This is a genomic window from Rivularia sp. PCC 7116 (assembly GCF_000316665.1).
Classification (GTDB): Bacteria; Cyanobacteriota; Cyanobacteriia; order Cyanobacteriales; family Nostocaceae; genus Rivularia.
In genome coordinates, this window is record NC_019678.1 from 8,012,324 (window position 1) to 8,036,700 (window position 24,377).

Here is a 24,377-nt window from a genome sequence, read left to right on the forward strand (position 1 = left end):
GGAGATGGGGAGATAAGGAGAAATTTAAAACTCCATACTTACTACTTACTCCTAACAGCTAACCACTAACCACTAACAACTAACGTAGTGAAATACCAAATCGGTGGAAGTCTAAAAAAAGACGCACCAAGTTACATCGAAAGAAAGGCTGATTCTCAGATATATGATGCATTGATTCGAGGTGAATTTTGTTATGTCTTCAATTCCCGTCAAATGGGAAAATCTTCGCTGTTGGTAAGAACCCGTGCTAGATTGCTTGGAGAAGGATTTCTCTGTACCACTGTCGATATGACTAATATTGGTAGTGAAAATGTTACTCCATTGCAATGGTATAAAGGTGTAGTTGGTGATATTTGGTCTGGTTTTGGACTGTCAGGAGAAGTTAATCTAAAAACTTGGTGGCAAGAATGGGAAGAAATTTCTTTATTACAAAGGTTAAGCAAGTTTATTTCGGAGGTATTGCTGGTAAAATTCCCCGAACAGAGATTATTTATATTTATTGATGAGATAGATAACATTCTCAGTCTTGATTTTACAGTAGATGATTTTTTTGCTTTAATTCGCTACTGCTACAACCAAAGAGCTATTAATCCAGAATACGAAAGAATCACTTTTGCAATATTTGGAGTTGCTACTCCTACAGATTTAATCCAAAATAAAAAATCAACACCTTTCAATATTGGAAAATCTATAGAATTAACAGGTTTTACTTTAAATGAATCTCTCTGTTTGGCGCAAGGATTACATTTAGGGGCAATTGAATTAAATCAAGCTGCTTTACAAGAAATACTAAACTGGACGGAAGGACAACCCTTTTTAACTCAAAAACTTTGCCATCTAATTGCAAATCAGGGATGGGGAGAAGGCAAGGAATATAATCAAATCAATGCCCAAACTTTAGTTTCCAACATTGTGGAATCGCGAATCATTCAACGTTGGGAATCTCAAGATGAACCTTTGCATTTACGAACTATCAGAGACAGGATTCTGAATAACGATGCCATTGCAGCTAGTGTATTAGGAACATATCAACAAATTTTGTTGGACGAACAAGTTCTAACCGATCATAGTAGGGAAAAGATAGAGTTGTTGCTGTCGGGTTTGGTAATTAGTCAAGGAGATAGATTAAAAGTCAAAAATTTTATTTATGCGAGAATTTTTGATTTAGAATGGGTTGCCAAGCACTTAGATAATTTACGTCCTTATTCTCAAAGTTTAAATATTTGGATTAGTTCTCAACAGCAGGATAAATCTCAATTATTGACAGGAATTGAATTGCAGCAAGCCTTTGCCTGGTCACAAAATAAACAGCTTTCCGATATCGATTACCGATTTATTGCAGCAAGTCAAGAATTAATTAAACAAGAAATTTCGCGGGATTTAGATACAGAAAAAGTTGAAAAACAAAAAGCTTTGTTTGCCCTACAGGCTGCTCGCGAAGCTAGTAGAATATTAGCAGAAGCAAGGAAATATGCAAAACGGAATGTCAAACAAATTCGTCTTGGTAAACGTTGGATTTTAGGTATTACTATAGCTGTAGCTGGTGCGATTATACTTCTACGCGGCGCTGGTGTTTTGCAGCCAATGGAATGGAATATGTTGGATAGATTTATCCAAAACCGTCCTTCATCGGGAATTGATCCTCGTGTCGTGATAATTACTATTGATGAACCGGATTTACAGCAAATTGGACAGTATCCGATTCCAGATAAAGTTTTAGCTCAAGCACTGAATAAACTAAAAAGCTATCAACCGAGAAATATTGGTTTAGATTTATATAGAGACTTACCAGTAAGTCCGGGTACTGAGGAATTAACGCAAATTTTCAAGACAACTCCTAATTTAATCGGGATTGAAAAATTTGTCGGTAGTAAAGTAGCACCACCACCAGTTTTGGATAAATTAGGACAGGTAGGATTAGCAGATCAAGTGTTGGATGGAGATGGAAAAGTTCGTCGTGCTTTGCTTTCGGTAGGTTCTTCCAAAACAAAATTAAGATATAATCTCAGCGCTGTATTAGCATTTGACTATTTAAAAGCAGAAGGTATTACTCCTGAATCTATTCCCGAAAATCCTTATTATAGACAATTAGGAAAGGGGATATTAATTCCTTTTCGATCTAATGATGGTGGTTACATTCGTGCTGATGCTGGAGGTTATCAAATAATATTAAATTACCACGGTACAATAGAAGACTTTGAAAACTTTTCGATTACAGATTTATTAAATGATAATGTACCACCACAAGCAATTAAAGATAAGATTGTTTTAATAGGTTCAATTGCAGAAAGCATCAACGACTTATTTCAAACACCTTACAGCACAAGATTATTTGGACCACCGACGCAAATGGCTGGAGTGACAATCAACGCAAACATTGTCAGCCAAATTATTAGCGCTGCTAAGACTGGTAGACCAATGTTAAGGGTATGGTGGGAACCAATAGAATGGCTGTGGATATTATTGTGGTCTGGAATCGGTGCGGTACTAAGCTGGCATTGGAAATCTTTAAATTCATTAATACCATTTATATTAATTGCAGCAGCAGGTTTAATAGCAATTACTTACCTGCTATTTAACATCGGTTGGTGGATTCCCATCATCCCGCCGATTTTTGGATTAATAGTTGCAGCTATTACTTTACCGATTTTTACTTCTAGGGAATTAGAGAAAATTCAGCTTAGTCAAATTGTTGAGGTGTTATTAGCCATTAAAGAACAGCCAGCAGTAGCACAAATCGCGATTGAATATCTCAAGCAAGGCGAAAGTCAAGAAAATCAAACTTTAATTGATGAAACAGTTTTTAATATTTCTTCAAAAGACTAATCTCAGGTCTTTAAATATCTGACTAAAGAATGACAAAGCATACTTTTATTACTTTTGTTACCTTTCAAGGATGAGATAAAAGTAGTCCGATTTTCTGGAAAAGCTTATATATTTATTATTTTTGAATAATTTAGGATGCTTATATGCAATCTACCTGCGATTGTGGAACATACTTTTCATACTTTTTTAGTAGCGTTGTTTTAAAATATGCTTTCGTGATAAAAAAGTAAGTAAAGAATTTAATTTTATTTTTGTATATCACTAAATGAATATTGTTATACAATGCATTTAGTAACTAAAAATTAGCGGTCACACTCTTTCCAAAGCATTAATTATCTTTAATTGCGGAAGGCAAATTCTTATTGAAATCTATTATAAGGAGCAACATTTAAATATATAGTGAATCAGAATATTAGCCGATATAAACTCAACGCTAAACTGCATTGATAGTCATCATTTTCTTCAATTGGAATTGGAGAAACTTACTTTAGTTTAGAATTCATCGCGTTTAATCTTTTCCCATCAATTTATTTGCTTCTCCAAACACAATAAATGACTTCAAAGCTTATTAGTTGACAATTCAGCTATGAACTTATTTAATTTCAACCTAAGAAAAAAACGAGACAGGAATATGAGTAATCAAAGCACGAATGTACCTCCTGTAGATTTGGTAATTGTTATCGATACTAGTCCTTCGATGAAGGATGAAGCACAAGCTTTGAGTCTAGCTGCTGAAAGTGCAATTAAAGCAGCAAAGTCTAGCTGTCCATCAGATTTAAGAGTTGCTTGGTTTGGTATCGAAGGTGTTTGGAAAGGAACCAAGTTTAATCAAACTATTAGAGACTATCTGACAACAAAGTTAAAGATATCAGAATCTCAACTCCGAGGTAGAAAGAGAGGAGAATTAAAGTCAGCAGGGGCACAGGAAGATGCCGCTCGTGCTGTAGAGGATATATCAAATTTCTTTGATTGGAGAAAAAATGCCAAGCGAGCAATTTTCTATTTAGGAGATGAAGCATTAGAAGGTGGTGGAAGCAAGACAGAGAAAGCAGATATAGCAGCAGCAAATCAAGCAATTGAGAAAGCTATAGCTGCTAAAGTTGCGGTGAATACCTATTTTGGAACTTCTAAAAGCAAGCATCAAGAAGGAGTAAAAAAGGAATACGCTAGAGTTGCGGGTGAAACGGGGGGACGATATTTTACCGATAAAGATGCAATCGATGGTTTTAGTGCAGTTTTAGAAAAAGTTATTTGTGGAAGTCGTAATTCTACTATTAAGTTGAAGCCGGGGACAGTTTACGTTCAAGACAGCGTTAAAAATGAATTGAGCAAGCTTTATACCTTGGATTTATCCACGGGTAAAACTAATTTAATTGGTGAAATTGCTACAGAAATTTCCGATATAGCTTTTGTCGATGCCGAGCTTTACGGACTTGATTTAGAGCAAGATAAATCAAAGTTAGTTAAAATCGATTTGAATACGGGTAATGCAGAAGCAGTTGGTAATTTAGGTTTTGCTGCTTCTGGTTTAGCATATAGTTCTAAATTCAAAACTTTATATGCATCAACTGCCAAAGAAATAGTTTCCATAGATATTAATACGGGAAAAGCAAAGCCAGTATTAAAAGTAGCAGATAAAGATTATAACTGCGGTGAAATTGCTTTTGATAGCGATGCTAAAGCTTATGTTACCTTAATTGGTTATGCTAAGAAAAAGTTACTAGCAATTTGCGATTTAACTGCTGGTACTGTTAAGAATATTGGCGATACTGGTTTTGCGGATATAGCTAGCTTAGAGTTTGTTGGTGACACTTTATATGGTGTAACTGGCAACTTTCATAACTTAGGTAAAGACGGGCAATTAATTTGCATCGATACCAAAACTGGTAAAGGAACTCTAGTTACAACAACCGAACCCAAAGGAAGATGGGCAGGAATTAGTATTTATCAACCAGTGGATGAAGTAAATACAGTTTCCGAATCTACTTCTATAAACGATAGTAAAAAACAAGAAAAAGTATCTCAAGTCATCGGAAACCAGGAGAAAGCAATGAGTCTTTTAACCATCGATACCAAAGACAATTGTTATGTCATCGACCCCGGACAAATGAATCACTTGCAGCAGAATGTTGCGAATTCTTTTACCTTAGATAAGGGTATTTACAATATTAGTATTAATAGCGGTAGTTACAAATATGCCAAGAGTAAAGCCGAAGGAGAACCTTTTGTTTTACTTTGGATATATGGAGAAGGTGGTGCTACATTTGTTAATCAAAATACCGGATTTGAAACCGGTGCAACCTGGACAACTTTAAATGGGTATAATAATCATTTAAAAATAGATGTGAAGCAGAAAGCTGTTATTTGCGGCTTATTTTTTGATGTTAATAATAACGAAAATAGCGGTTCGATAAAATTATTGATTACCAGCAACAAAGCATATTTCAATCCTCAAGAATTAACGATTGATAGCAAGAATAATTGTTATGTCTTAGATGAAAAATATTTATCTAGTCTCAAACAGTCTGGTAAAAATTTGGTTGAGATAAATCCTGGTAATTACACAATTAAAATTCGCGAAGGAAATGCAAGTTACTGGTCGGATAATAAGAAGTTTAAATTAGAGCCTTGGGCTTTACTCTGGGTTAAAGGTGGAAAATTTGTGACTAAATTAGCTGGGGTAGATTCGGAAGAAAGCTGGATTTCGTTGAATGGTTTCAATGATGAAATTGTTTTAGAAGTTCAAGAGAAAACTACATTATCTGGGTTCTTCTTCGATACATACAAGGAAGATAATGAAGGTCAAATAGTTTTAGCGATTGAAACAATTAACGCAACAGAATTAAATAACAAAAAACAACAAAATAAACAAGAGCAACAAGAATTAGTCGCTAGTGCTGGTAGTTCAAGTAGTACTAGTAAAAGCTCTAATTCAGGTTCGAGTAAAAGTACAACTACTATTACTTCTGGTGGAGGAAGCACCAGTACAACTACCGTCACTACAGGTGTAAATAGCGGTAAAGCCAATTTTAGCTTCAGCTTTGACGAAGCTCAAATGGAAAAGATGTGGCAGCAAATGGCAGCCAAAATCAATACTTCTGTCACTTTGAATAATGACGAAGACGGGAAGAAAGAAGTTTATTGGGATCAGTTAGAAAACTGGATTTTAAAAGGTTATCAAAACCAAGCTAAAGGTTTAGCTATGCAGGTAGCTAGATTGGAATTCATGATGAAAGCACTTACCCAACAAATGGAGGTGAATTTTAATCAGAACTATCAAGCTTGGACTGGTCATTTTGATAGTCGAATCCATGATTTGATGACTACTAGAATTAACAGTTTAATTTCCGAAAAAGTTGGGATTCAAATCAACGATCAAAGCCAGAATATTAAAAATTTGGTCGTTCATCAAATGCAGGATGACTTAGAACAAAGAGTTGATTCTGCTTTGAACTTGAAAATTTCTCAAAAGCAGCAGGAAATTAAGAACCAAGTGGTTCAACAAATGCAGCAAGAATTAGAACAGCGGATTGATTCTGTTGTTAATTTAAAGATTTCTAATCAAGCTCCAGAAATTAATAATTTGGTCGTTCAGCAAATAGAAGGTGATATTGATAAACGGATTGACAATGTAGTTAATCTCAAAATGACCAATCAAAGTCAAGATATTAACAATCAAGTGCTGGGACAAATTCGCAACGATATGGATGGACGTATCGATTCCGTAGTTAACTTAAAAATTGCCGACCAAAGCCAGAATATCAAGAATTTGGTGGTTCAGCAAATGCAATCAGATATGGAGAAGCGTATCGATGCAATAGTTAACTTAAAAGTTGCCGATTTAGGTCAAGATATTAATAATCAAGTAACTCAGCAAATCAAAAAAGATGTTGAAGAGCGAATTGATTCTGTAGTTAACTTAAAAATTTCTGACCAAAGTCAAAATATAAAGAATCAGGTAGTTCATCAAATACAAAGCGATATTGATAATCGCATCAATTCTGTAGTCGATTCTAAGACAGATAACAACGTTAACGTAGTTGTTAATAACGTAATTGGTGATATTGATAATCGCATCAATGCCAACTTTGAAAATAAAATTATTAACTTCCGCGACGATGTAAGTTCGATTGTTAAAAATGAAGTTTCTAATAATATGGACTCAATTAAAACTAACGTATTGAGCGATATTAGAAACCAGCAATTCTTCACTGATATGCAGTCCATAAAAGCCGAAGTAGAAAACTTTTACTCCCGTCTGGGACAGTTTGAAACTCAATTGAATTTACGTATTAGTCAAGGTGATACCCAACTGTATAACTGGACATTGGAACAGCTAACAGCACTTCAAGGATGTTTGACAGATAGAGAAGCTCTGGTAGAAATGTTTGAAACCTTCAGCGCTCAACTGAAGAACAAACTAGACGGTGCAGATTGCGTTAATCCCACCAGATTTACTCAATTGAATGCAACTATCAGCACTCAGCAACTATCACCTTCCCCACAAACTCCTCAGTTACCAGGGAACAGTTAACAGCGAACAGTGAATTGAATTAATCTTTGTAGTGGGAGCATCTTGCTCCCTATTACTCATTACTTATTACTTATTACTCATTACTTATTACTCATTACTCATTACTTATTACTCATCAGGTTTGAAGGGATGCACTACGCTTCAAGAGTTACTTACAAAGGTTCGCTAAATATTTTGGGAAGACTAATAAATGAACGATTAAAACCAGAAGCAGATAAAACGCAAATCGATGCTCGAATTTGGAATTTATTTGGCGATAATTGGACGGTAATGTCCGTATCTTTATCTGGTTTATCGCGTTTCGTTGCGGAATCTAGTGTAGTTAATTTTTTACAAATTACTTATGAAGCTAAACGGATATTGATAAACTGCATGAACGCTTATGATAGTGTTTTTGTAAATACAGAAGGGGTTAATAGCTTAATTCTATTTAAAGAAACAGTAGAAGCTGTTGAATGCGCTATTGATATGCAAAGAGCGGTTGAGAAATATAATTTAGATAAGACTGATGCTGAAAAGATTTTGATTCGTGTGGGTATTGGTTATGGAAAAATATTAACTGTTAGTATGCAGAATATTTTTGGTATGGAGGTTAATGCTGCTAGCAAGTTAAGTAGCGATACTGCTAAAACTGGAGAAATTTTAATTACCGATTCTGTTGTATCTCGTATTAGCAAAATGTCTGGTATTGGCTTGGGGAAAACAGATTCGATTCCTCCTGGGGTTAGTGGTGCTTTAAAAATTAATTATGATTCCTATGAAAAACCAGCCAACAAGATTAATCAGCAACGAATTATTTCTGAATTAAAACAAATTACAGATAATTTAGTTGATTTAAATAATTCAGAATATTTGTTTGAAGTTGTATGTTGGCATCATTCGATTACTACCCCTTGGGATTTATTACAAGTTTTACAAAATCCTCCCAATACATCTATTAAAAACCAAACACTTGATAACTTTTTTAATAGAAAGTTGAAGGATTACAAAGAATTAGTTAGCTATTTGAACAAAAATTTATCTGATATCAAAGTTTATCGAATTGGTAAAGATGAACTTCAAATTTACATTATTGGACAATCTCTTGATAGTTCAATAGGTTTATCAATGACTCCTATTGAGATATAGGAAATGCTAGTACCACTTCGCGGAAGTAAGAAGTGAGAAATAAGAAGTTTGATTTCCTAGGCTTTTCAGCCATTTTTAATGGTTGCCTTATTTATGCCGACTTATGCTAGTTATTACAGTGAGATAAATAATGCAATCAGATGAACTAAGACAGTTCTTTGACGATGCTTTGAAAAAATTAGATAATGAGCGCTATTTTGTTAGATAATTAGGAGATAGGTTTGAAATAAATGAAGTTCCCGATATTGTAAAAAAAGCTTATCTTTATTACAAAGAAAATGTCAAAAATCTAGAATCCGATAGTGTTAAACTTTATAAATTTTTTGTAGATATTATCGCATTCTATGCAATATATGTGATGTCAGACAAGGAAACTTCTTGTTGAGAAGTTTATAGTCAAGCTGGAGAACTAATTGCTTGTCTTAGGTATGATGGTGAGCATAATTCGTAATTCGTAATTCGTAATTCGTGAATTGATTGATTGGAGCAGTCAAGAAAAAAATGGTACCGTTTTAAATTAGTAGCTCTTTTACTTCTGATTTGGTATTGCATCAAAAATTAAAATTAAAATTAAAAGGAGAGCTTCTTTCTTAAATTTTAAGGGTTCTCTGGGTTCTCTGTGGTTTTTTCTCGCAAACCGGTGCAACCGGCATTAATATTAATCCTTTTCACAAGAGCCAAAATCCTCGCGACAAAATTTCTTGCTTCTAATATTTTTATTGAGGCTAGCTTTTGCCTATATAGGCAAGGACTTATACTGCCAGAATTTTTGATCGCAGGTTCGGGTGAATCCAACAAAATCATACTTAATTTTAAGCAATCATTTGTAACATTTATCAAAATAGATAATATTGCAGCTTCTGATATGCGATCGCAAAATAAAAAATCTTACTTTTCTAACTTATTTCAAATAATTGATAAGTATTAATTAATTTTATTTTTCGGGTATATCAAGCTACAATTCTTCTTTTGAATAGATTTAACAGCAGAATTCAATCATAAATTATATTAACAAATCAAATATTTATTAGTAACTCTTTTAAAACTATTCCTACTTTTCTGACTTTTTTATTCATCAGCAAAAAATAAGATTATTCAGTTTAATATTCTATTTATAATTTATTGAAACACTATTGCTATAGAATAAATGTTGAAATACAATTCCGCTTAGTTACTAAATTCAATTAAAGAGAATATCCCTAATTTTTATTTTAATCCAATTGAATGAATTGCGATTAAGAAGCGCTTTTTTAATACACTATATTTGTGAATATATCAATTAATAATTTGTAATCCTTTTTATGTAGATAGCTTATGACCAATTCAACTATTATGCTTAATGCTTTGTCACCCGAGCAACTGAGTAACCGAGGTAGCCCCGAAATCTGTATTGCTATCCTCGATGGTTTGGTAGATATGGCTCACCCCTGTTTCGAGGGAGCTAATCTGACTCGACTCTCGACACTGGTAGCGGGAGATACATCTGTTACAGGCAGTATGTCTGCTCACGGTACTCATGTAGCAAGCATAATTTTTGGTCAACCTGGTAGTGCTGTTGAAGGTATCGCTCCACGGTGTAAGGGTTTAATCGTACCAGTATTTGCAGATGACCGTCTCAAAGCTTCTCAATTAGATTTAGCTCGGGGAATCGAGCAGGCTGTTGAAGCTGGAGCAAATATTATCAATATCAGCGGCGGACAGCTTACGGATTTTGGTGAAGCTGAAGGCTGGTTGGAAAATGCTGTTAATCTTTGTAAGGCTAACAATGTGCTGCTGGTAGCAGCAGCTGGTAATGATGGTTGCGATTGCTTACACGTACCTGCGGCTATACCTACTGCACTAGCAGTGGGAGCGATGGATGCTAGTGGAAAACCGCTCGATTTTAGTAACTGGGGTCAAGCTTATCAAAATCAAGGGTTACTAGCTCCTGGAGAAAACATCCTCGGGGCAAAACCTGGGGGTGGTACAGTACGCCTTAACGGTACTAGTTTTGCAGCCCCCATTGTTTCTGGTGTAGTCGCTTTACTCTTGAGTCTCCAGGTACAGCGAAGGGAAACCCCAAATCCCCAAAAGATTCGCAAAATTTTATTACAAAGTGCTTTACCTTGCAATCGCGATATGCCGGAAGCAGCGCGACGGTGTTTAGCAGGAAGGCTGAATATTTCAGGTGCATTAACTTTATTAACAGGAGGAAATATGGCTGAAGAATTGACATCAGTAGTAGATGGTATGGAAGCCGCAGGATGTGGTTGTGGTGGTGGGATAGAACCTGTAGTTAAGACAGAGGAAAAGCTACAGCAAAGCGAACAGGTGGCTATTGAAGCAAGCGCAGATAATACACAAACCTTGTTAGGTGAGGTAAATTCAAGTGCTGCTCAAGCTCGGAATTCAACCGCAGTAGTAGAGTCTGCTAATTCTAATATCCAGCAAAACGTTGTTCAATCATCCCAAATATCTGCAATGCCAAATCAAACGTCTAATCTTGTAACTGCCAGCCAAGCCCCCAGCGAATTGGCTTCATTAGGGGAGTTAGTCTATGCCTTGGGAACCCTTGGCTACGACTTTGGAAGTGAAGCTCGTCGCGATTCATTCAAACAATTGATGCCTGCTGCTAGTATTGCAGGAACAACGGTTCCGGCGAATCCCTATGATGCTCGTCAAATGGTAGATTATTTAGGGAGCAATCTTTCCGAAGCGCGTTCGCTAATTTGGACGTTGAACATAGAATTAACCCCAGTCTATGCCATTGAACCCAAAGGGGCTTTTGCGCGGGAAGTCTATCAGATTTTGCAGCAACTGATGTCCGGTCAAATTCAAGCCGAGGACAGCGAAGATTATGTTGAGCGCGTGAGTATTCCTGGTTTATTAACCGGACGTACCGTTAAATTATTTTCCGGACAGGTAGTACCGCTGATCGAACCGCAAAGTACGCGGGGTATGTATGGTTGGAAAGTTAATACCTTAGTTAATGCAGCGCTTCAGACTGTTCAAACAGGAGAAGGAGGGGATGAAGACGCGATGCGTCGCACTTTAGGTAGTTTCTTGAATCGGGTGTATTATGATTTACGTAATTTAGGAAAGACTTCTCAAGATAGAGCGCTTAATTTTGCGGTTACTAATGCTTTTCAGGCTGCTTCTACCTTTGATAGAGCTGTAGCAAATGGTATGGAACTTGATAGTATTAACGTTGAGAAAAGTCCTTTCTGCCGTTTGGATAGCGATTGTTGGGATGTTAAATTAAAATTCTTTGACCCTGAAAACAGCCGTCGTGCCAAGAAAATCTATCGTTTCACCATTGACGTGAGCGATATAATCCCAGTTACCTTGGGAGAAGTTCGTTCTTGGTCATCACCTTATTAAGACTACCCTCGAAATTACTTAGAACAAACTATGAGACTTCCTTACCTTTCCCCCCCAGTCAAACGTCCCCATTTTATGCAGCCTGCAACATCAGTTGATTTAGAAAATGGTCGTCTTGAAGATTTAGTGCATATTCGGATGGATTTGCTCCACGGTGCGAACTATAACGACCCAGCAGCATTTGAATATCGCAGCTATAACCAGGTGATGACATCAAGGTACGGTGGTGGTTTTGGCGGGACGATCGGAGGTAGATTTTATTAATTTACCCTTTATGACTTGGCGCACTTAGTTCGCGTAAGCACTCGGTCAGTATCTGTATAATTCGTCTTACTCCTGTTCCGCTCTAAGATTACCTATAAAAATTTCCCCCCCACTCACTCACTCCCTCACTCTCTCCCTCCATCAGTTAGGTAACCTTTCACCGGGAAGGGAGTATCACCCTCCGGGTGAATTCCACGCTTCTAATCAAAGGTAGAATCATGATTAAACCCAAAGCTAAACAACCAACTCCAAAAGATAACGAAGAAGACGCTACCAAGGAAACAGCCGAAGCGAGTATGTCAGCAGCCACTGGGTTAGAAGATTATGCTTACTGGTTGAAAACTATTGCTAAAGAGCAAGCGACAAAATCCGATCGGGAAAGAAAGCCTTTTCGGAGAGGTCGGATTTGGGCTTAATTATTAATAGGTAATGGGTAATTGGGAATAGGTAACATTACCCTCAAAAAACAACATCAAAGCAGAAAATGAAATGAATAAGAAGAATTTAAATCCTTTACAAACAAAACCTGCAATCCGTGCATCTATGGGAACTCGAATTCAAGCCGACTTAGTTACAGAGCTAACTGAAGCGGGTATTTGTGGTGATGAAATTAACGCGAGTTTCGGAAATTTCTACAACCCATATATTTTACGCTCAACTTCTGCTGTTTAGTTTCTGCTGATATATAAACAGATTTTGGATTTGAAATACTCTGAATTTACCAAATTTAATTGAGTAACAAATCCAAAATCTAAAATCCTGTTAGCTCGTAGGTTGGGTTTGACTGCAACTAATATTTAAAGCCGAGAAATATCTTAGTTATCAAGAATTTTTATGATAAACAAATTTCCCCAAATTCAACCCCACTACAGCGTCGAAGTAATTGAACCCAAGCACGTTTATTTGCTGGGGGAACAGTCTACTCATGCACTCACAGGTCAACTTTACTGCAAAATTCTACCGCTTCTGAACGGACAATATCCCTTAGATGAAATTTATCAGAAATTAGATGGGCAGGTGCTGCGAGAACATATTGATTTTGTACTCGAACGTCTTGATGAAAAGGGCTACCTTACAGTCGCCGCACCGGATTTATCCCCTGGAGTTGCTGCTTTCTGGAGTGCCCTGGGGGTTCCACCGACTTTAGCGGCTAGAGGATTGCAGCAGCAACAGGTGAATATCACAACGGTAGGTAGTATAGGTGATTTGACAAGGGCTTCCCTGGCACAAGCACTTAGAGATACCGGTGTTTGTGTCAATAATACTTACTCATCTAACGGTAAACCTCAAACTCCTGCTCTAAAGGTGGTACTGACAGACGATTATTTGCAGCCTCAACTAAGGGAAATCAACCAGAAAGCCCTGTCAACTGGAGAACCTTGGCTACTGGTAAAAGCCGTGGGTAATGTTCTGTGGCTCGGACCGATATTTGTACCAAGTAAAACTGGTTGTTATGATTGCTTAACTCAGCGACTGCGAGGAAACCGGGAAGTAGAAGCCTCAGTATTGCGGCAAAAGCAGAAGCGAGGGGAGGTATTAGGGTGTCTGCCTACGGCAAGGGGTACTTTACCTTCGACGCTGCAAATGGGTTTGCAATTCGCAGCGACGGAAATTGCTAAATGGGTAGTACAAACAAAGGTTAAGGAAACTACGCAAGAATCGGTATTATTTCCGACTCTGGAAGGAAAAATCATCACCTTTAACCAGATAAACCTGGAAATGAAAACCCACGCGCTACCCTTTCGTCCCCAATGTCCTAGTTGCGGAAATGGCAAACTGCTGCAAGAACGCGGTTTTCAACCCGTTATTTTAGAACCGCAACCAAAGCATTTTACTCGCGATGGAGGTCATCGAGCCGTGACTCCTAGTCAAACTGTGGAGAAGTACCAGCATTTAATTGGTTCCTTAACCGGAATAGTCACCGAACTGGTGCGTATTTCCGACCCAGGCAATCCCTTAGTGCATACCTATCGAGCCGGTCATAGTTTTGGTAGTGCTACCTCGTTGCGGGGATTGCGTCATGCTTTGCGTCATAAGAGTTCTGGTAAGGGTAAAAGCGATAGTCAATCCCGAGCCAGTGGTTTTTGCGAAGCGGTGGAGCGTTATTCTGGTATTTATCAGGGAGATGAACCCTCGATTAAATCAACTATTGCCGAATTAGGGGGAAAAGCGATTCATCCCGAACGCTGTTTGCTATTTAGCGATCGCCAATACGAAAACCGGGAGAAACTGAACGAACAAGCTACTGTTGCTCACGATTGGATTCCCCAACGGTTTAATGCGACTAAAGTCGTTGATTGGACACCAGTATGGTCTTTGATAGAAGAAAGCCATAAATACTTACCTACAGCGTTTTGCTATTACGAATATCCGCGACCCAAAGACCACCGCTTTTGTCATGCAGATTCTAACGGTAATGCTGCTGGTAACACTATTGAAGAAGCAATTTTGCAAGGATTTCTGGAATTAGTGGAACGGGATAGCGTATCGATATGGTGGTACAATCAGCTACAGCGACCGGAGGTAGATTTATCTAGTTTCGACGAGCCGTATTTTTTAGAATTACAGCATTTTTATCGGCAAAATAACCGCGACCTCTGGGTATTGGATTTAACAGCAGACTTGGGTATTCCAACCTTTGCTGGGGTATCTCGTCGTATCGATGGGGGAGCAGAACGGATAATTGCTGGGTTTGGTGCCCACCTCGACCCTACGATTGCGATTTTGCGAGCAATGACCGAGGTAAATCAGCTTGGTTTGGAATTGGATAAAATCCCCGCAGAACAGTTACCAGGAGAATTCAAAGATTGGATGCTAGGGGTAACGCTAGAGAATCATGCTTATTTTGCTCCTGACAAAACAGCACCGTTAAAGCTAGCGAGCGATTATCCTCAAAGATGGGGAAGTGATATTAAACAAGATGTAATTACCTGCGTAGAAATAGCTCGGGAAGCAGGATTAGAAACTCTAGTTTTAGACCAGACGCGACCGGATATTGGTTTAAACGTGGTCAAAGTTATTATTCCAGGAATGCGCCACTTTTGGTCGCGGTTTGGAGCGGGAAGATTATATGACGTACCCGTAAAGTTAGGTTGGTTAGATATACCGTTATCGGAACAGCAAATGAATTCCACAGCAATGCCATTTTGATTACGATTCTCGTTATGCGCTTCAAAACGCGAGGTCGTTAAATACAGGCTTCTTTACAACTGAAGAAGGGGTTAGACCCACCCCGAAGCGGTCGAATCAAACTGAGAGTAATTTTGGAGTATTTCTCATGGATAAGAAAAATATTATCCCCCAACAAGCTCAGCCCGTTGTGCGTGTTACTCAAGGTACTCAAGCTGACTTGTTAGCGGAGTTATCCGAAGAAACTCTGGCTACAGTAACAGGAGCGAGAGCTTCTTTAGTCACCGATAGTATCACTCTTGCATGTTACTGTGCTTGTTCCTATGACGGTGATGATGCGGAGTAGCGACAGGATTAGCTCTCAAATAAACTAACGGAAAAAAGGAGAAAATTTCATGGACAAGAAAAATATTATCCCTCAACAAGCACAACCTGTAGTCCGGGTTAGTCAAGGTACTCAAGCTGACCTATTAGCAGAATTGTCTGAAGAAACTCTAGCTTCAACACCAGGAGCGGGAGCTTCAATGAAGACTAACGATATGACACTTGCTTGTTACTGTGTATGTTCCTATGACGGAGACGACGCAGAATAGAAAGTAAGATTCTTGCTGTTACTAAGTTGAAAAGCCTAGTAACAGTAGAATCTGAATTTATCGGCAGCAATTTAACTGCTCCGACCTTTCTGTCTTCAGTTTTCTGGTAACGGGAGTCTTAGTATGCAGGGGAATTAGTAAGGGTGAATTTTAATCGTAAAATTCCCCTGCGACTCCGTGTTTTTCCTGTGCAGGTTTCTCAAGAATAGTTAAAATTCAAATCCAATAAAAAAAGAGAAAAATTTAATGAACAAGAAAAATATTATTCCTCAACAAGCTCAGCCCGTGGCGCGAGTTACTCAAGGGAAACAAGCTGACTTGCTCGCGGAATTATCTGAGGAAAATTTGAGTACTACAGGAATCGCTGCTGCGGTGCGACAAGAAGGTACGAATATTGAAATTATGTGTTCCTTTGATGGGGACGAACTAGAGTAAATCTTTTAACAATAAATTGAATGGTTAAAGTTTGAACGGTTACTTAATTAAAAGTATCAAGTAAAACTTTAACTATTTATATAAACCGGTTAATTCATCAATAATTGTACTGATACTACATAAAAACAGTATAAAAATCTAATTAAACATTCTACGTCCTTCAGCGCTTACCCCGCGTTCATCTAGGTTTTAATATATACAACTTCTATACCAAGAGATTTAATCGCACTTTCTGAGAATTAATAATCAATAAAACTGATTTTTAAAGATATTTATCGATAAATAGATAACTTAACGGAAAATTAAAGCATTATGCTAGATAACGGCAATTTAGAACTAGGGACATTGGCGATCGCCGAATCGATGGTGGAAGGAGCTTCGTTAAATTTGCTCGAACCAGATTGGAATCAAGCCATATTTAAGTTATCTCGCTTCGCATATCAGCGCCAATATGATGGTGCAATGGTGTTAGAGTCACCCCTATCTAAATTCCGGGTTAGGCTGTTAGATTGGCGAGCTAATGCTTTACTAGCTGTGTTGACTCAACCTCGTTCTGTTGAGGAACTGAATATATTTCCCGATTTATCACCAGAAACAATTCAACAGTTCGTAAATTTATTGTGTTCTGCTCAATTTCTTGCTGTAGAGCCAGAACCACTATCGCTTCAAGTTTGGGAATTTCATAATCTATTGTTTCACAGTCGCAGCCGTTCGGGTAGTCATGATTATCCAACCTCTCATATGGAGCAGTTTATCGAAAAACTACCCCAATTTCCGGTAGTGAAGCCACCCATGAGCGGTAAAATTGTATCATTGCCGCGTCCTAACTTACAGGTTGTTATGCAAGGTGATTTGACCTTAACTGAAGCAATTGAAACGCGCAAATCAATCCGAGATTACGACGATGACCATCCCATAACTTTAGAACAACTGAGCGAACTTCTGTATCGTACTGCTCGTGTAAAAGAAATCTACAAAGTAGAGAAATCAGAAGATGTAGAATATGACTTTGGGGAACTAAGTAATCGTCCTTATCCCGGTGGTGGCAGTCTATACGAACTAGAAATTTATCCCGTGGTGCATCGCTGTGAGGGATTAGATTCCGGTCTTTATCATTACGACCCTTTAAATCACCAGTTAGAGCAACTCTGTCCGGATAATGCTGATGTTAATGTTAGTCTCTTGCTCGACAATGCTCACCGTATCAGCGGCGAACATGCGATACCTCAAGTACTGCTGGTAATAACAGCTCGTTTTGGGCGAATGTTTTGGAAATATAGTTCTGTAGCTTATGCAGTAGTGTTAAAGCACGTTGGGGTACTGTACCAAAATCTCTATCTTGTAGCAAATAGTATGGGTTTGGCTCCTTGTGCGTTAGGAAATGGGGATAGCGAACGGTTTGCCCAAGCTACAGGTTTAGATTATATAGAAGAATCTTCCGTTGGGGAATTTATCCTTGGTTCTCTTCCTAATCCCGATGCTTTAATTTCAGCTTCGATGATTGAATCTGTTGAGGGAGCAGGGGGAGCAGGGGGAGAAGAAATTGAACCTGCTGTGATGGCTTCAACTGCGGATATTACACCTTCAACACTAACAATACTTCATCCCCACGACCTTGATAATCGAATTCCCGGACTAATTAACCTAAGAAATCAAACTTTAGGTGACTCGCAAATCACAATTGTGATTCTCGACAGCAATCCCGACCATAATTTATCTTGCTTCGAGGGAGCTAACATTTCCAAAGTATTCCCTTATTGGCACGAAGCAGTAGAACCAATTCCCCCAGAAGCTTACGCTACCTACCGAGAAATTGAAAATAGCGGCTTAAAGGGTGATGAGAAACGAGAAAAAATTAAAACAGTTCTCTCCGAAACAGTTGTGAATCGGATTACGGGTGACAATCACGCTTGCCACATTACCAGTACCATTGTTGGACAGGAAAATACACCTGCTCCCGGTATAGCTCCTAATTGTCGCGTTATCAATATCCCGATCAACTCTCCAGGTGATAAGGAAGAATTTATTTCCGTCCTCAATTTAGCTCGCGCTTTTGAACTTGCCCTTGAGTTGGGAGCGAATATTATTCACTGTGCTGCTTGTCGTCCTACTCAAACAGGTGAAGCTCAGAATTTACTTACCCAAGCAGTGAAAAAATGCCAGGACAATAATATCTTGATTGTTGCTCCAGCAGGAAATAATAAAGGTGAATGTTGGTGTATTCCAGCAGTGTTACCGGGAACCTTAGCAGTAGGAGCAATGAAAGATGAAGGTAAACCCTACAAATTTAGTAATTGGGGTGGTAACTATCAAATAGACGGTATTTTGGTTCCCGGTGAAAATATTTTAGGTGCTCAACCCGCAACCGAAGAACCCATACGCTTAAAAGGAACCAGCATGGCTGCACCAGTTATGACTGGTATTTGTGGCTTACTGATGAGCTTGCAATTACAACAGGGTAAACCAATTGATGCTGAAGCCGTCCGCGCTGCTCTACTTAACACAGCTATTCCTTGCAATCCCGACGATGTAGAAGAACCAGAACGCTGTTTGCGAGGTAAGCTCAATCTACCCCAAACGATAGATTTACTATTTGGACAACCTTCTGTAAAAATTTCTTTTACAGGAGATACTGTATCTAGAATTGAAAATCAGGGATATTTTGTTAAGGGAGCAGGGGAAGCAGGGGGAGAAATTAATACAAATTTAAATACAAATTTAAATTCAAATCTACAAGATAACCTGCAAGATATATCAATTCCCGATTCTATTCCCGTTAGCATATCCAATTCGGAAGAATTAGTAACTGCATCGGGTACGGTAGAATCACAGAGCAATCAAGTAACTCAAAGTACTGCATATTCCGGTCATGTCTACGCTTTAGGAACCCTAAGTTATGACTTTGGTGGTGAAGCTCGACGGGATTCTTTTAAACAATTAATGGGTGCAGTAGATAATGGTAGTGGAATTATGGTTCCAGCCAATCCCTACGATACTCGTCAAATGGTCGATTACTTAGACCAAAATCCTGACGAAGCACGCTCGTTGATTTGGACGCTGAATGTTGATTTAACACCAGTTTATGCAATTGAACCCAAGGGGGGATTTGCTGCTGAGGTGTACGAAATATTACTCTTGATGTTAAACGGACAACTCGAGTCTGAGGACAGCGACGAATTTATCGAACGACTAAGTATTCCAGCATTAAGGACTAATCGTACTGTAGAGTTATTTTCCGGGGAAGTAGTTCCTGTAATTACCGTTCGCGATGTTCGGGGTATGTATGGTTGGAAAGTTAATACTTTAGTTAATGCAGCTTTAGGAACGGTAACAGCGGAAGTAGACGAAGAACAAATGCGTGGTTGTCTTACCAGCTTCTTGAATCGGGTGTATTACGACTTGCGGAATTTAGGACAAACATCTCGCGATCGCGCTTTAAATTTTGCAGCGACAAACACCTTTCAAGCAGCTTCTACATTTGCCGAAGCAATTGCAACGGGAAGGGAATTAGACAGCATCGAAGTAGAGAAAAGTCCTTACTGTCGATTAAATAGCGATTGCTGGGATGTCAAACTCAAATTTTTCGATCCAGAAAACAGCCATCGTTCCCATAAGGTATTTCGATTTACCATTGATGTCGCAGAAAGATTACCAGTAACCCTGGGAGAAGTGAAAAGTTGGTCAGTTCCAGGGAGGAGAGAATAAGGAAAAAGAAGTCTTTTCTCATTATTAATCCGTCATAGTTCCCTTGGTAAACTGTTAAATAAAAAAGTTAATAGCTAAAAAAGTATCAACAGGAAACAAATATAATGCCTTCAACTCAAACTATAATCAAATTTGACGATATCTTTTATCTCAAACATAAGAACGGTAAATACTTGGTATCCGTAGATAAAGGACGATACAATTTTCCTCGATTAGATAATACGGGTAAAGTTAAACTGCAACTTAAAGGCAGAAACAGTAGTGACAATCTCAAAGACGGTGATACGGTGAACATCCGTTCTTTGGAAGCTAGTTTAGGTGAAAATAATATTTTAGGTGCTTTTTCAGACAGCCACAATTGCTATTACTGGAAAGATAATTACGACAAAGAAAAGCAAGGTTGGCGAATTCACAAGGCTTCTGGTGACAAAGACGTGATTCGCTACGGAGATGAAGTTTATTTTACTAACGTCTCTTATAAAAATCAAAGACTTGTAGCCGATACTAGATACGATGGCTTTTTAACTACTAAGAAAAATGTAACTGATACGTGGATTATTGAAAGTGTCCAGAAAAAGCAACCTGCAAATGAATCCAATAACAACAAATCTGCTTCTGTATTTGGTTTATCAGTAGCATCGGGAGATCCATCAGCTACAGGTGTAATTCTTTGGACTCGAATTAATCCAGAAAAGTACGATACTAAAAAGCCTTTAAAGTATCAGGTTTGTGAAAGCAATAAGTTTGATAATTGCGTAATTGACGAAGAAGTTAAAGCACACTTTGGAGAGGACACAGATTATACAGTTCATGTCGATTTAGATGGCAAATTAGAATCGGGTAAAACTTATTTTTATCGCTTTCATTACGACGGAGTATATAGTAAAACTGGTCGTTGTAAAACGCTACCAAGACAAAATGAAAATATTCCCAGTCTTCGTCTAGCAGTGATAACTTGTAACGATTACAGCACTGGTTATTTCAATGCTTTCTATTATCTAGCAGAAGAAGATATAGACTACGTGATTCACCTAGGGGATTTTGTATATGAATATTCACAATATCCCAAAGGTTACGGAAAAGTTCACCGTGAAGATATTAAATGGGAAAACGACCCTTATGGTCAACCCTACGCTGATTCAAAAACCCAAAGAGCCACATCATTAGAACATTTCCAGCAGATTTATCGTACTTATCGTCAAGATTTAGCGCTTCAAGCTGCGATGGAACAACATACCTGGATGATAACTTTAGATGACCATGAAGTTGCTGATAACTGGTATTGGGATTACGACAAGAAAACTATAGAAGTAGGTAGCGACCATCCTATCTTTAAAAAGTATAAAGAGCAAGAAGAAGTTGAAAAAGTAAAAAAAGAAATCGAATCACTAGAATTAAAAGAAGAAGAAAATAAAATACTCAAAGTACTCGCAGCACTCGAAGCACTAAAAATAGAAGAAGTAGAAAAAAGAATCAAAGAAATCAAATCACTAGAAAAAAAAGAACTAGAAAAAATATTCAAAGCACTAGAACCACTAAAACCACTGCAAAAAGCACGAAGCGAAGAGATGAAGAATCTCTATAACAATGCTATTAAAGCTTGGCGAAATTACGTTCCTATTAAACCACTTAACAACAATGCTGAACTCCACGAAAGCTCAATTTACAGACAGTTCAGCTTCGGTAAATTAGTAGATTTTTTCCTAACTGATAGCCGTAGTTACAGAAGTAAACCACGACCAGACTTAGGTGCAGATGACAAAGAAAATACTCACACAACTATGTTAGGTCAAAGGCAAAAAGAATGGTTAACCGAAGGAGTTAAAAATTCAAAAGCTACTTGGAAAGTGTGGGGTAATCAAACACTTTTAGCAACTTCATCAATAAATTCAACAGCAGCAAAGCTTAAAGGAGAGCCAGAGTTAATTGATGATTGGCAAGCATATATGGGGGAACGTCAGTCTATTTTACAAACGATCAAAGACAGCGAAACCAAAAACCACGACGATAACAATAAAAAAAGTAATTTCGTGGTATTCACCGGGGATATGCACACTTCGATGATTTCTTATCTAAGAACTGACTTTGAAGGGACATTGAATAAGGCTAATATGGACTACAGTAAAATCGCTGGTGTAGAATTCATGACCCCATCATTGACATCACCAGGGGTATCAGAAGGATTACGCGAAGAAATAACTAAGATTCCAGGAGCTTCAACAATTGGTCAGGTAATAGATATGTTGCCAAATATTTTCTCAAGCGATAGCAGTGATGATGCTGGTGAAGGTAGTACATTACATGGGCTTACAGCAGGATTAAACAGATTTAATACCTACATCAAACACTACGATTCATCAATTAACGGATATGCAATAGCTGAATTTACTTCTTCTGAATTGATATGGAAAGTATACGCAATTAACAAGTCAGATTGCGATGTCGCAGACGATGGAAGCACCATTTCTAAAAAAGGAGTGAACAAGCATCTTGCTAAAACAATGAAGTACGATCCAAGCACTATTAACCTAGATGATTAATATTTTTGTTCAACTCTAATAATCCTTAAATACCCAAATCCACCGGGGAAATGTGAAACTCCACTTTTCCCCATAAATTGGGTTCAAGTGTTAGGTGCAATTTTTAGAATTGTGTACCGATTATATCAAGAAAAACAAATGAGCAATCCAACCAATAATATCCCTATAGTAGATTTAGTCATCATCATCGATACGAGTCCATCGATGAAAGATGAAGCACGTGCTTTGAGTAATGCAGCAGAAAATGCAATTAATTGTGCATCTACAAGTTGTCCAACTGAATTAAGAGTAACTTGGTTTGGAATAGAAGGAACTTGGAGAGGAACAAATTTTAATCAAACTATCCGAAATTATTTAACTAAAAGCTGTAATGTTTCCGATTCTAAATTACGAGGAAGAAAAAGAGGACAATTAAAATCAGCAGGAGCGCAAGAAGATGTAGCTCGTGCGATTGAGGATATTTGCGATTACTTTGATTGGAGAGAAAATGCAGCTCGGGCTATTTTTTGTCTCGGAGATGAAGCACTTGAAGGAGGTGGAGAAAAAACTGAAAGAGAAGATATTGAAGCTGCTAATTTAGCCATTCAGACAGCTAAGGTTTCTAAGGTTACGGTTCATACTTATTGCGGTATTTCTAAAAGTAAATTTCAAGAAGGTATTAAAAGAGAATATCAGAGAATTGCAAGTGAAACGGGAGGACAATTTTTTACAGATGAAGACTCAATACAAGGATTTAATGCTGTCTTAGAAAAAGTAATTTGTGGTAGCAATCCGGTGACTGTTAGTCAAAATAAGGCTTCTGAGAAAACTAATTTAACAGTAGAAATGAAAGATGACTCAACCACAAATCAACCCCAAATACTGGCAACTGGATTAGAAGATTATGCTTATTGGATAAAGACTGTAGCCAAAGAACAAGCAGGAAAAGATAATCAAAAAAAAGACTTTCGACGAGGACGTATTTGGGCATAAATTTGGATATTTAATTTAATTCAACTTAATTCCCAATTAATAATTTGTTACTGAGCATAAAAGTTACAGACTATTTTTTTACTTACAATGAGATAATTATCATGACAACAGAAACAGTAAAACAGTTCTTTGAGAGAGCTTTTGAAAAGGCTTCACGCAAGTTAAATTCGATAGTTATAGCAGACAAAAACTTTGTTAGTAATTTAGGTAGTCAAGTTCAACCAAATGAACTTCCCGAAGCTGTTGTAGAAGCTTTTAATTACTATAAAATTCTCTATGATAGAGATATTGGAGATGTCACTGTTCATGAAGTAAATGTAGATAATACTCCAGTTTATGCCGTCGCAGGGGTTAATACAGATGGGGATAATGGCTACTTAGAAATATATAGCAAAACAGGCGAAGAAATAGCTTGCGCTCAACATGAAGCGACAATAGATTGGATGAGTCAATTCCAGACTCGCGACATTTGGAATGAGTACGAACCAGAAGAAATAAAACAATTTTTTGAGAAAGCTTTTAAAGAGTCTAAAGATAGGAAAAATTTTGTTAAAAAATTAGGAGAAAGACTTGATTTAAATGACCTTCCTAGCAATGTTAAACAAGCTTATAGCTTCTACAAAAAAAATGTCGAAGATGCTAACTGGGGTAATGTTGCAATTTATGAAGTTTCTGTAAAATATACTTCAGTTTACACAGTTTATACAGTTACAGAGATTGATGAGAATTATTCGGAATTGTATACGTATCTAGGCGAACTAGTTGCTTGTGCTAGATATGATTTCGATAGCTTTAATTGGAGCAGTCAAGCAGCTATTCGTACCTATGTAAGTAGATAGATTTGAATAAATGCAAGCTAATAAGTTTTTATAAAATTTAACCTTTATCCAA

General features: G+C 37.7%; 15 protein-coding genes. All 15 read left to right on the forward strand.

Going from position 1 to position 24,377, the window contains the following annotated elements:
- Window positions 1-87 precede the first annotated feature (87 nt).
- The 15 genes from RIV7116_RS30600 to RIV7116_RS30675 all read left to right on the forward strand — a co-directional run bounded on the left by RIV7116_RS30600 (window position 88) and on the right by RIV7116_RS30675 (window position 24,325).
- Window positions 88-2,826 (forward strand): CHASE2 domain-containing protein, encoded by a 2,739-nt coding sequence (locus RIV7116_RS30600; protein ID WP_015122218.1) that lies wholly within the window; start codon window positions 88-90, stop codon window positions 2,824-2,826.
- A 631-nt stretch (window positions 2,827-3,457) separates the two neighbouring features.
- The gene (locus RIV7116_RS30605) at window positions 3,458-7,360 is read left to right on the forward strand and encodes a hypothetical protein (RefSeq protein WP_015122219.1); all 3,903 of its coding nucleotides are present in this window, start codon (window positions 3,458-3,460) and stop codon (window positions 7,358-7,360) included.
- Between the two features lie 129 nt (window positions 7,361-7,489).
- Window positions 7,490-8,488, forward strand: coding sequence for a nuclease A inhibitor family protein (locus RIV7116_RS36195; protein ID WP_015122220.1), 999 nt, complete (start codon window positions 7,490-7,492; stop codon window positions 8,486-8,488).
- A 1,314-nt stretch (window positions 8,489-9,802) separates the two neighbouring features.
- Window positions 9,803-11,848: a PatA/PatG family cyanobactin maturation protease gene (locus RIV7116_RS30620; protein ID WP_015122221.1), complete on the forward strand. Its 2,046-nt coding sequence runs from the start codon at window positions 9,803-9,805 to the stop codon at window positions 11,846-11,848.
- Between the two features lie 30 nt (window positions 11,849-11,878).
- Window positions 11,879-12,112, forward strand: coding sequence for a cyanobactin biosynthesis system PatB/AcyB/McaB family protein (locus RIV7116_RS30625; protein WP_015122222.1), 234 nt, complete (start codon window positions 11,879-11,881; stop codon window positions 12,110-12,112).
- A 185-nt stretch (window positions 12,113-12,297) separates the two neighbouring features.
- Complete coding sequence (locus RIV7116_RS30630) at window positions 12,298-12,528, forward strand: cyanobactin biosynthesis PatC/TenC/TruC family protein (protein ID WP_198287563.1); 231 nt, start codon at window positions 12,298-12,300, stop codon at window positions 12,526-12,528.
- 73 nt (window positions 12,529-12,601) lie between these two features.
- Entirely contained in the window at window positions 12,602-12,784 is a 183-nt protein-coding gene (locus RIV7116_RS30635) for a DUF5837 family cyanobactin class RiPP (RefSeq protein ID WP_015122224.1), read from the forward strand.
- Between the two features lie 162 nt (window positions 12,785-12,946).
- Window positions 12,947-15,262, forward strand: a complete 2,316-nt coding sequence (locus tag RIV7116_RS30640; RefSeq protein ID WP_015122225.1) for a TOMM precursor leader peptide-binding protein — start codon at window positions 12,947-12,949, stop codon at window positions 15,260-15,262.
- Window positions 15,263-15,389: 127 nt separating this feature from the next.
- On the forward strand, window positions 15,390-15,587 hold the full coding sequence (locus tag RIV7116_RS30645; RefSeq protein WP_015122226.1) for a DUF5837 family cyanobactin class RiPP: 198 nt from the start codon (window positions 15,390-15,392) through the stop codon (window positions 15,585-15,587).
- Window positions 15,588-15,636: 49 nt separating this feature from the next.
- Window positions 15,637-15,834, forward strand: a complete 198-nt coding sequence (locus RIV7116_RS30650) for a DUF5837 family cyanobactin class RiPP (protein WP_015122227.1) — start codon at window positions 15,637-15,639, stop codon at window positions 15,832-15,834.
- A gap of 246 nt (window positions 15,835-16,080) precedes the next feature.
- On the forward strand, window positions 16,081-16,269 hold the full coding sequence (locus tag RIV7116_RS30655) for a DUF5837 family cyanobactin class RiPP (protein WP_015122228.1): 189 nt from the start codon (window positions 16,081-16,083) through the stop codon (window positions 16,267-16,269).
- Between the two features lie 312 nt (window positions 16,270-16,581).
- Window positions 16,582-19,974, forward strand: a complete 3,393-nt coding sequence (locus tag RIV7116_RS30660) for a PatA/PatG family cyanobactin maturation protease (RefSeq protein WP_015122229.1) — start codon at window positions 16,582-16,584, stop codon at window positions 19,972-19,974.
- A gap of 104 nt (window positions 19,975-20,078) precedes the next feature.
- On the forward strand, window positions 20,079-22,514 hold the full coding sequence (locus tag RIV7116_RS36695) for an alkaline phosphatase (protein ID WP_015122230.1): 2,436 nt from the start codon (window positions 20,079-20,081) through the stop codon (window positions 22,512-22,514).
- A gap of 138 nt (window positions 22,515-22,652) precedes the next feature.
- A complete protein-coding gene (locus tag RIV7116_RS30670; RefSeq protein WP_044292550.1) occupies window positions 22,653-23,486 on the forward strand; it encodes a cyanobactin biosynthesis PatC/TenC/TruC family protein in 834 nt (277 codons plus the stop codon).
- Between the two features lie 101 nt (window positions 23,487-23,587).
- Window positions 23,588-24,325: a hypothetical protein gene (locus RIV7116_RS30675; protein WP_015122232.1), complete on the forward strand. Its 738-nt coding sequence runs from the start codon at window positions 23,588-23,590 to the stop codon at window positions 24,323-24,325.
- Window positions 24,326-24,377 lie beyond the last annotated feature (52 nt).

What these genes read in the sequence shown, in the direction of transcription:
- RIV7116_RS30605 (WP_015122219.1), top strand. Translation starts at nt 3,458, where the DNA reads ATGAGTAATCAAAGCACGAATGTACCTCCTGTAGATTTGGTAATTGTT.
- RIV7116_RS36195 (WP_015122220.1), top strand. Translation starts at nt 7,490, where the DNA reads ATGCACTACGCTTCAAGAGTTACTTACAAAGGTTCGCTAAATATTTTG.
- RIV7116_RS30620 (WP_015122221.1), top strand. Translation starts at nt 9,803, where the DNA reads ATGACCAATTCAACTATTATGCTTAATGCTTTGTCACCCGAGCAACTG.
- RIV7116_RS30625 (WP_015122222.1), top strand. Translation starts at nt 11,879, where the DNA reads ATGAGACTTCCTTACCTTTCCCCCCCAGTCAAACGTCCCCATTTTATG.
- RIV7116_RS30635 (WP_015122224.1), top strand. Translation starts at nt 12,602, where the DNA reads ATGAATAAGAAGAATTTAAATCCTTTACAAACAAAACCTGCAATCCGT.
- RIV7116_RS30640 (WP_015122225.1), top strand. Translation starts at nt 12,947, where the DNA reads ATGATAAACAAATTTCCCCAAATTCAACCCCACTACAGCGTCGAAGTA.
- RIV7116_RS30645 (WP_015122226.1), top strand. Translation starts at nt 15,390, where the DNA reads ATGGATAAGAAAAATATTATCCCCCAACAAGCTCAGCCCGTTGTGCGT.
- RIV7116_RS30650 (WP_015122227.1), top strand. Translation starts at nt 15,637, where the DNA reads ATGGACAAGAAAAATATTATCCCTCAACAAGCACAACCTGTAGTCCGG.
- RIV7116_RS30655 (WP_015122228.1), top strand. Translation starts at nt 16,081, where the DNA reads ATGAACAAGAAAAATATTATTCCTCAACAAGCTCAGCCCGTGGCGCGA.
- RIV7116_RS30660 (WP_015122229.1), top strand. Translation starts at nt 16,582, where the DNA reads ATGCTAGATAACGGCAATTTAGAACTAGGGACATTGGCGATCGCCGAA.
- RIV7116_RS36695 (WP_015122230.1), top strand. Translation starts at nt 20,079, where the DNA reads ATGCCTTCAACTCAAACTATAATCAAATTTGACGATATCTTTTATCTC.
- RIV7116_RS30670 (WP_044292550.1), top strand. Translation starts at nt 22,653, where the DNA reads ATGAGCAATCCAACCAATAATATCCCTATAGTAGATTTAGTCATCATC.
- RIV7116_RS30675 (WP_015122232.1), top strand. Translation starts at nt 23,588, where the DNA reads ATGACAACAGAAACAGTAAAACAGTTCTTTGAGAGAGCTTTTGAAAAG.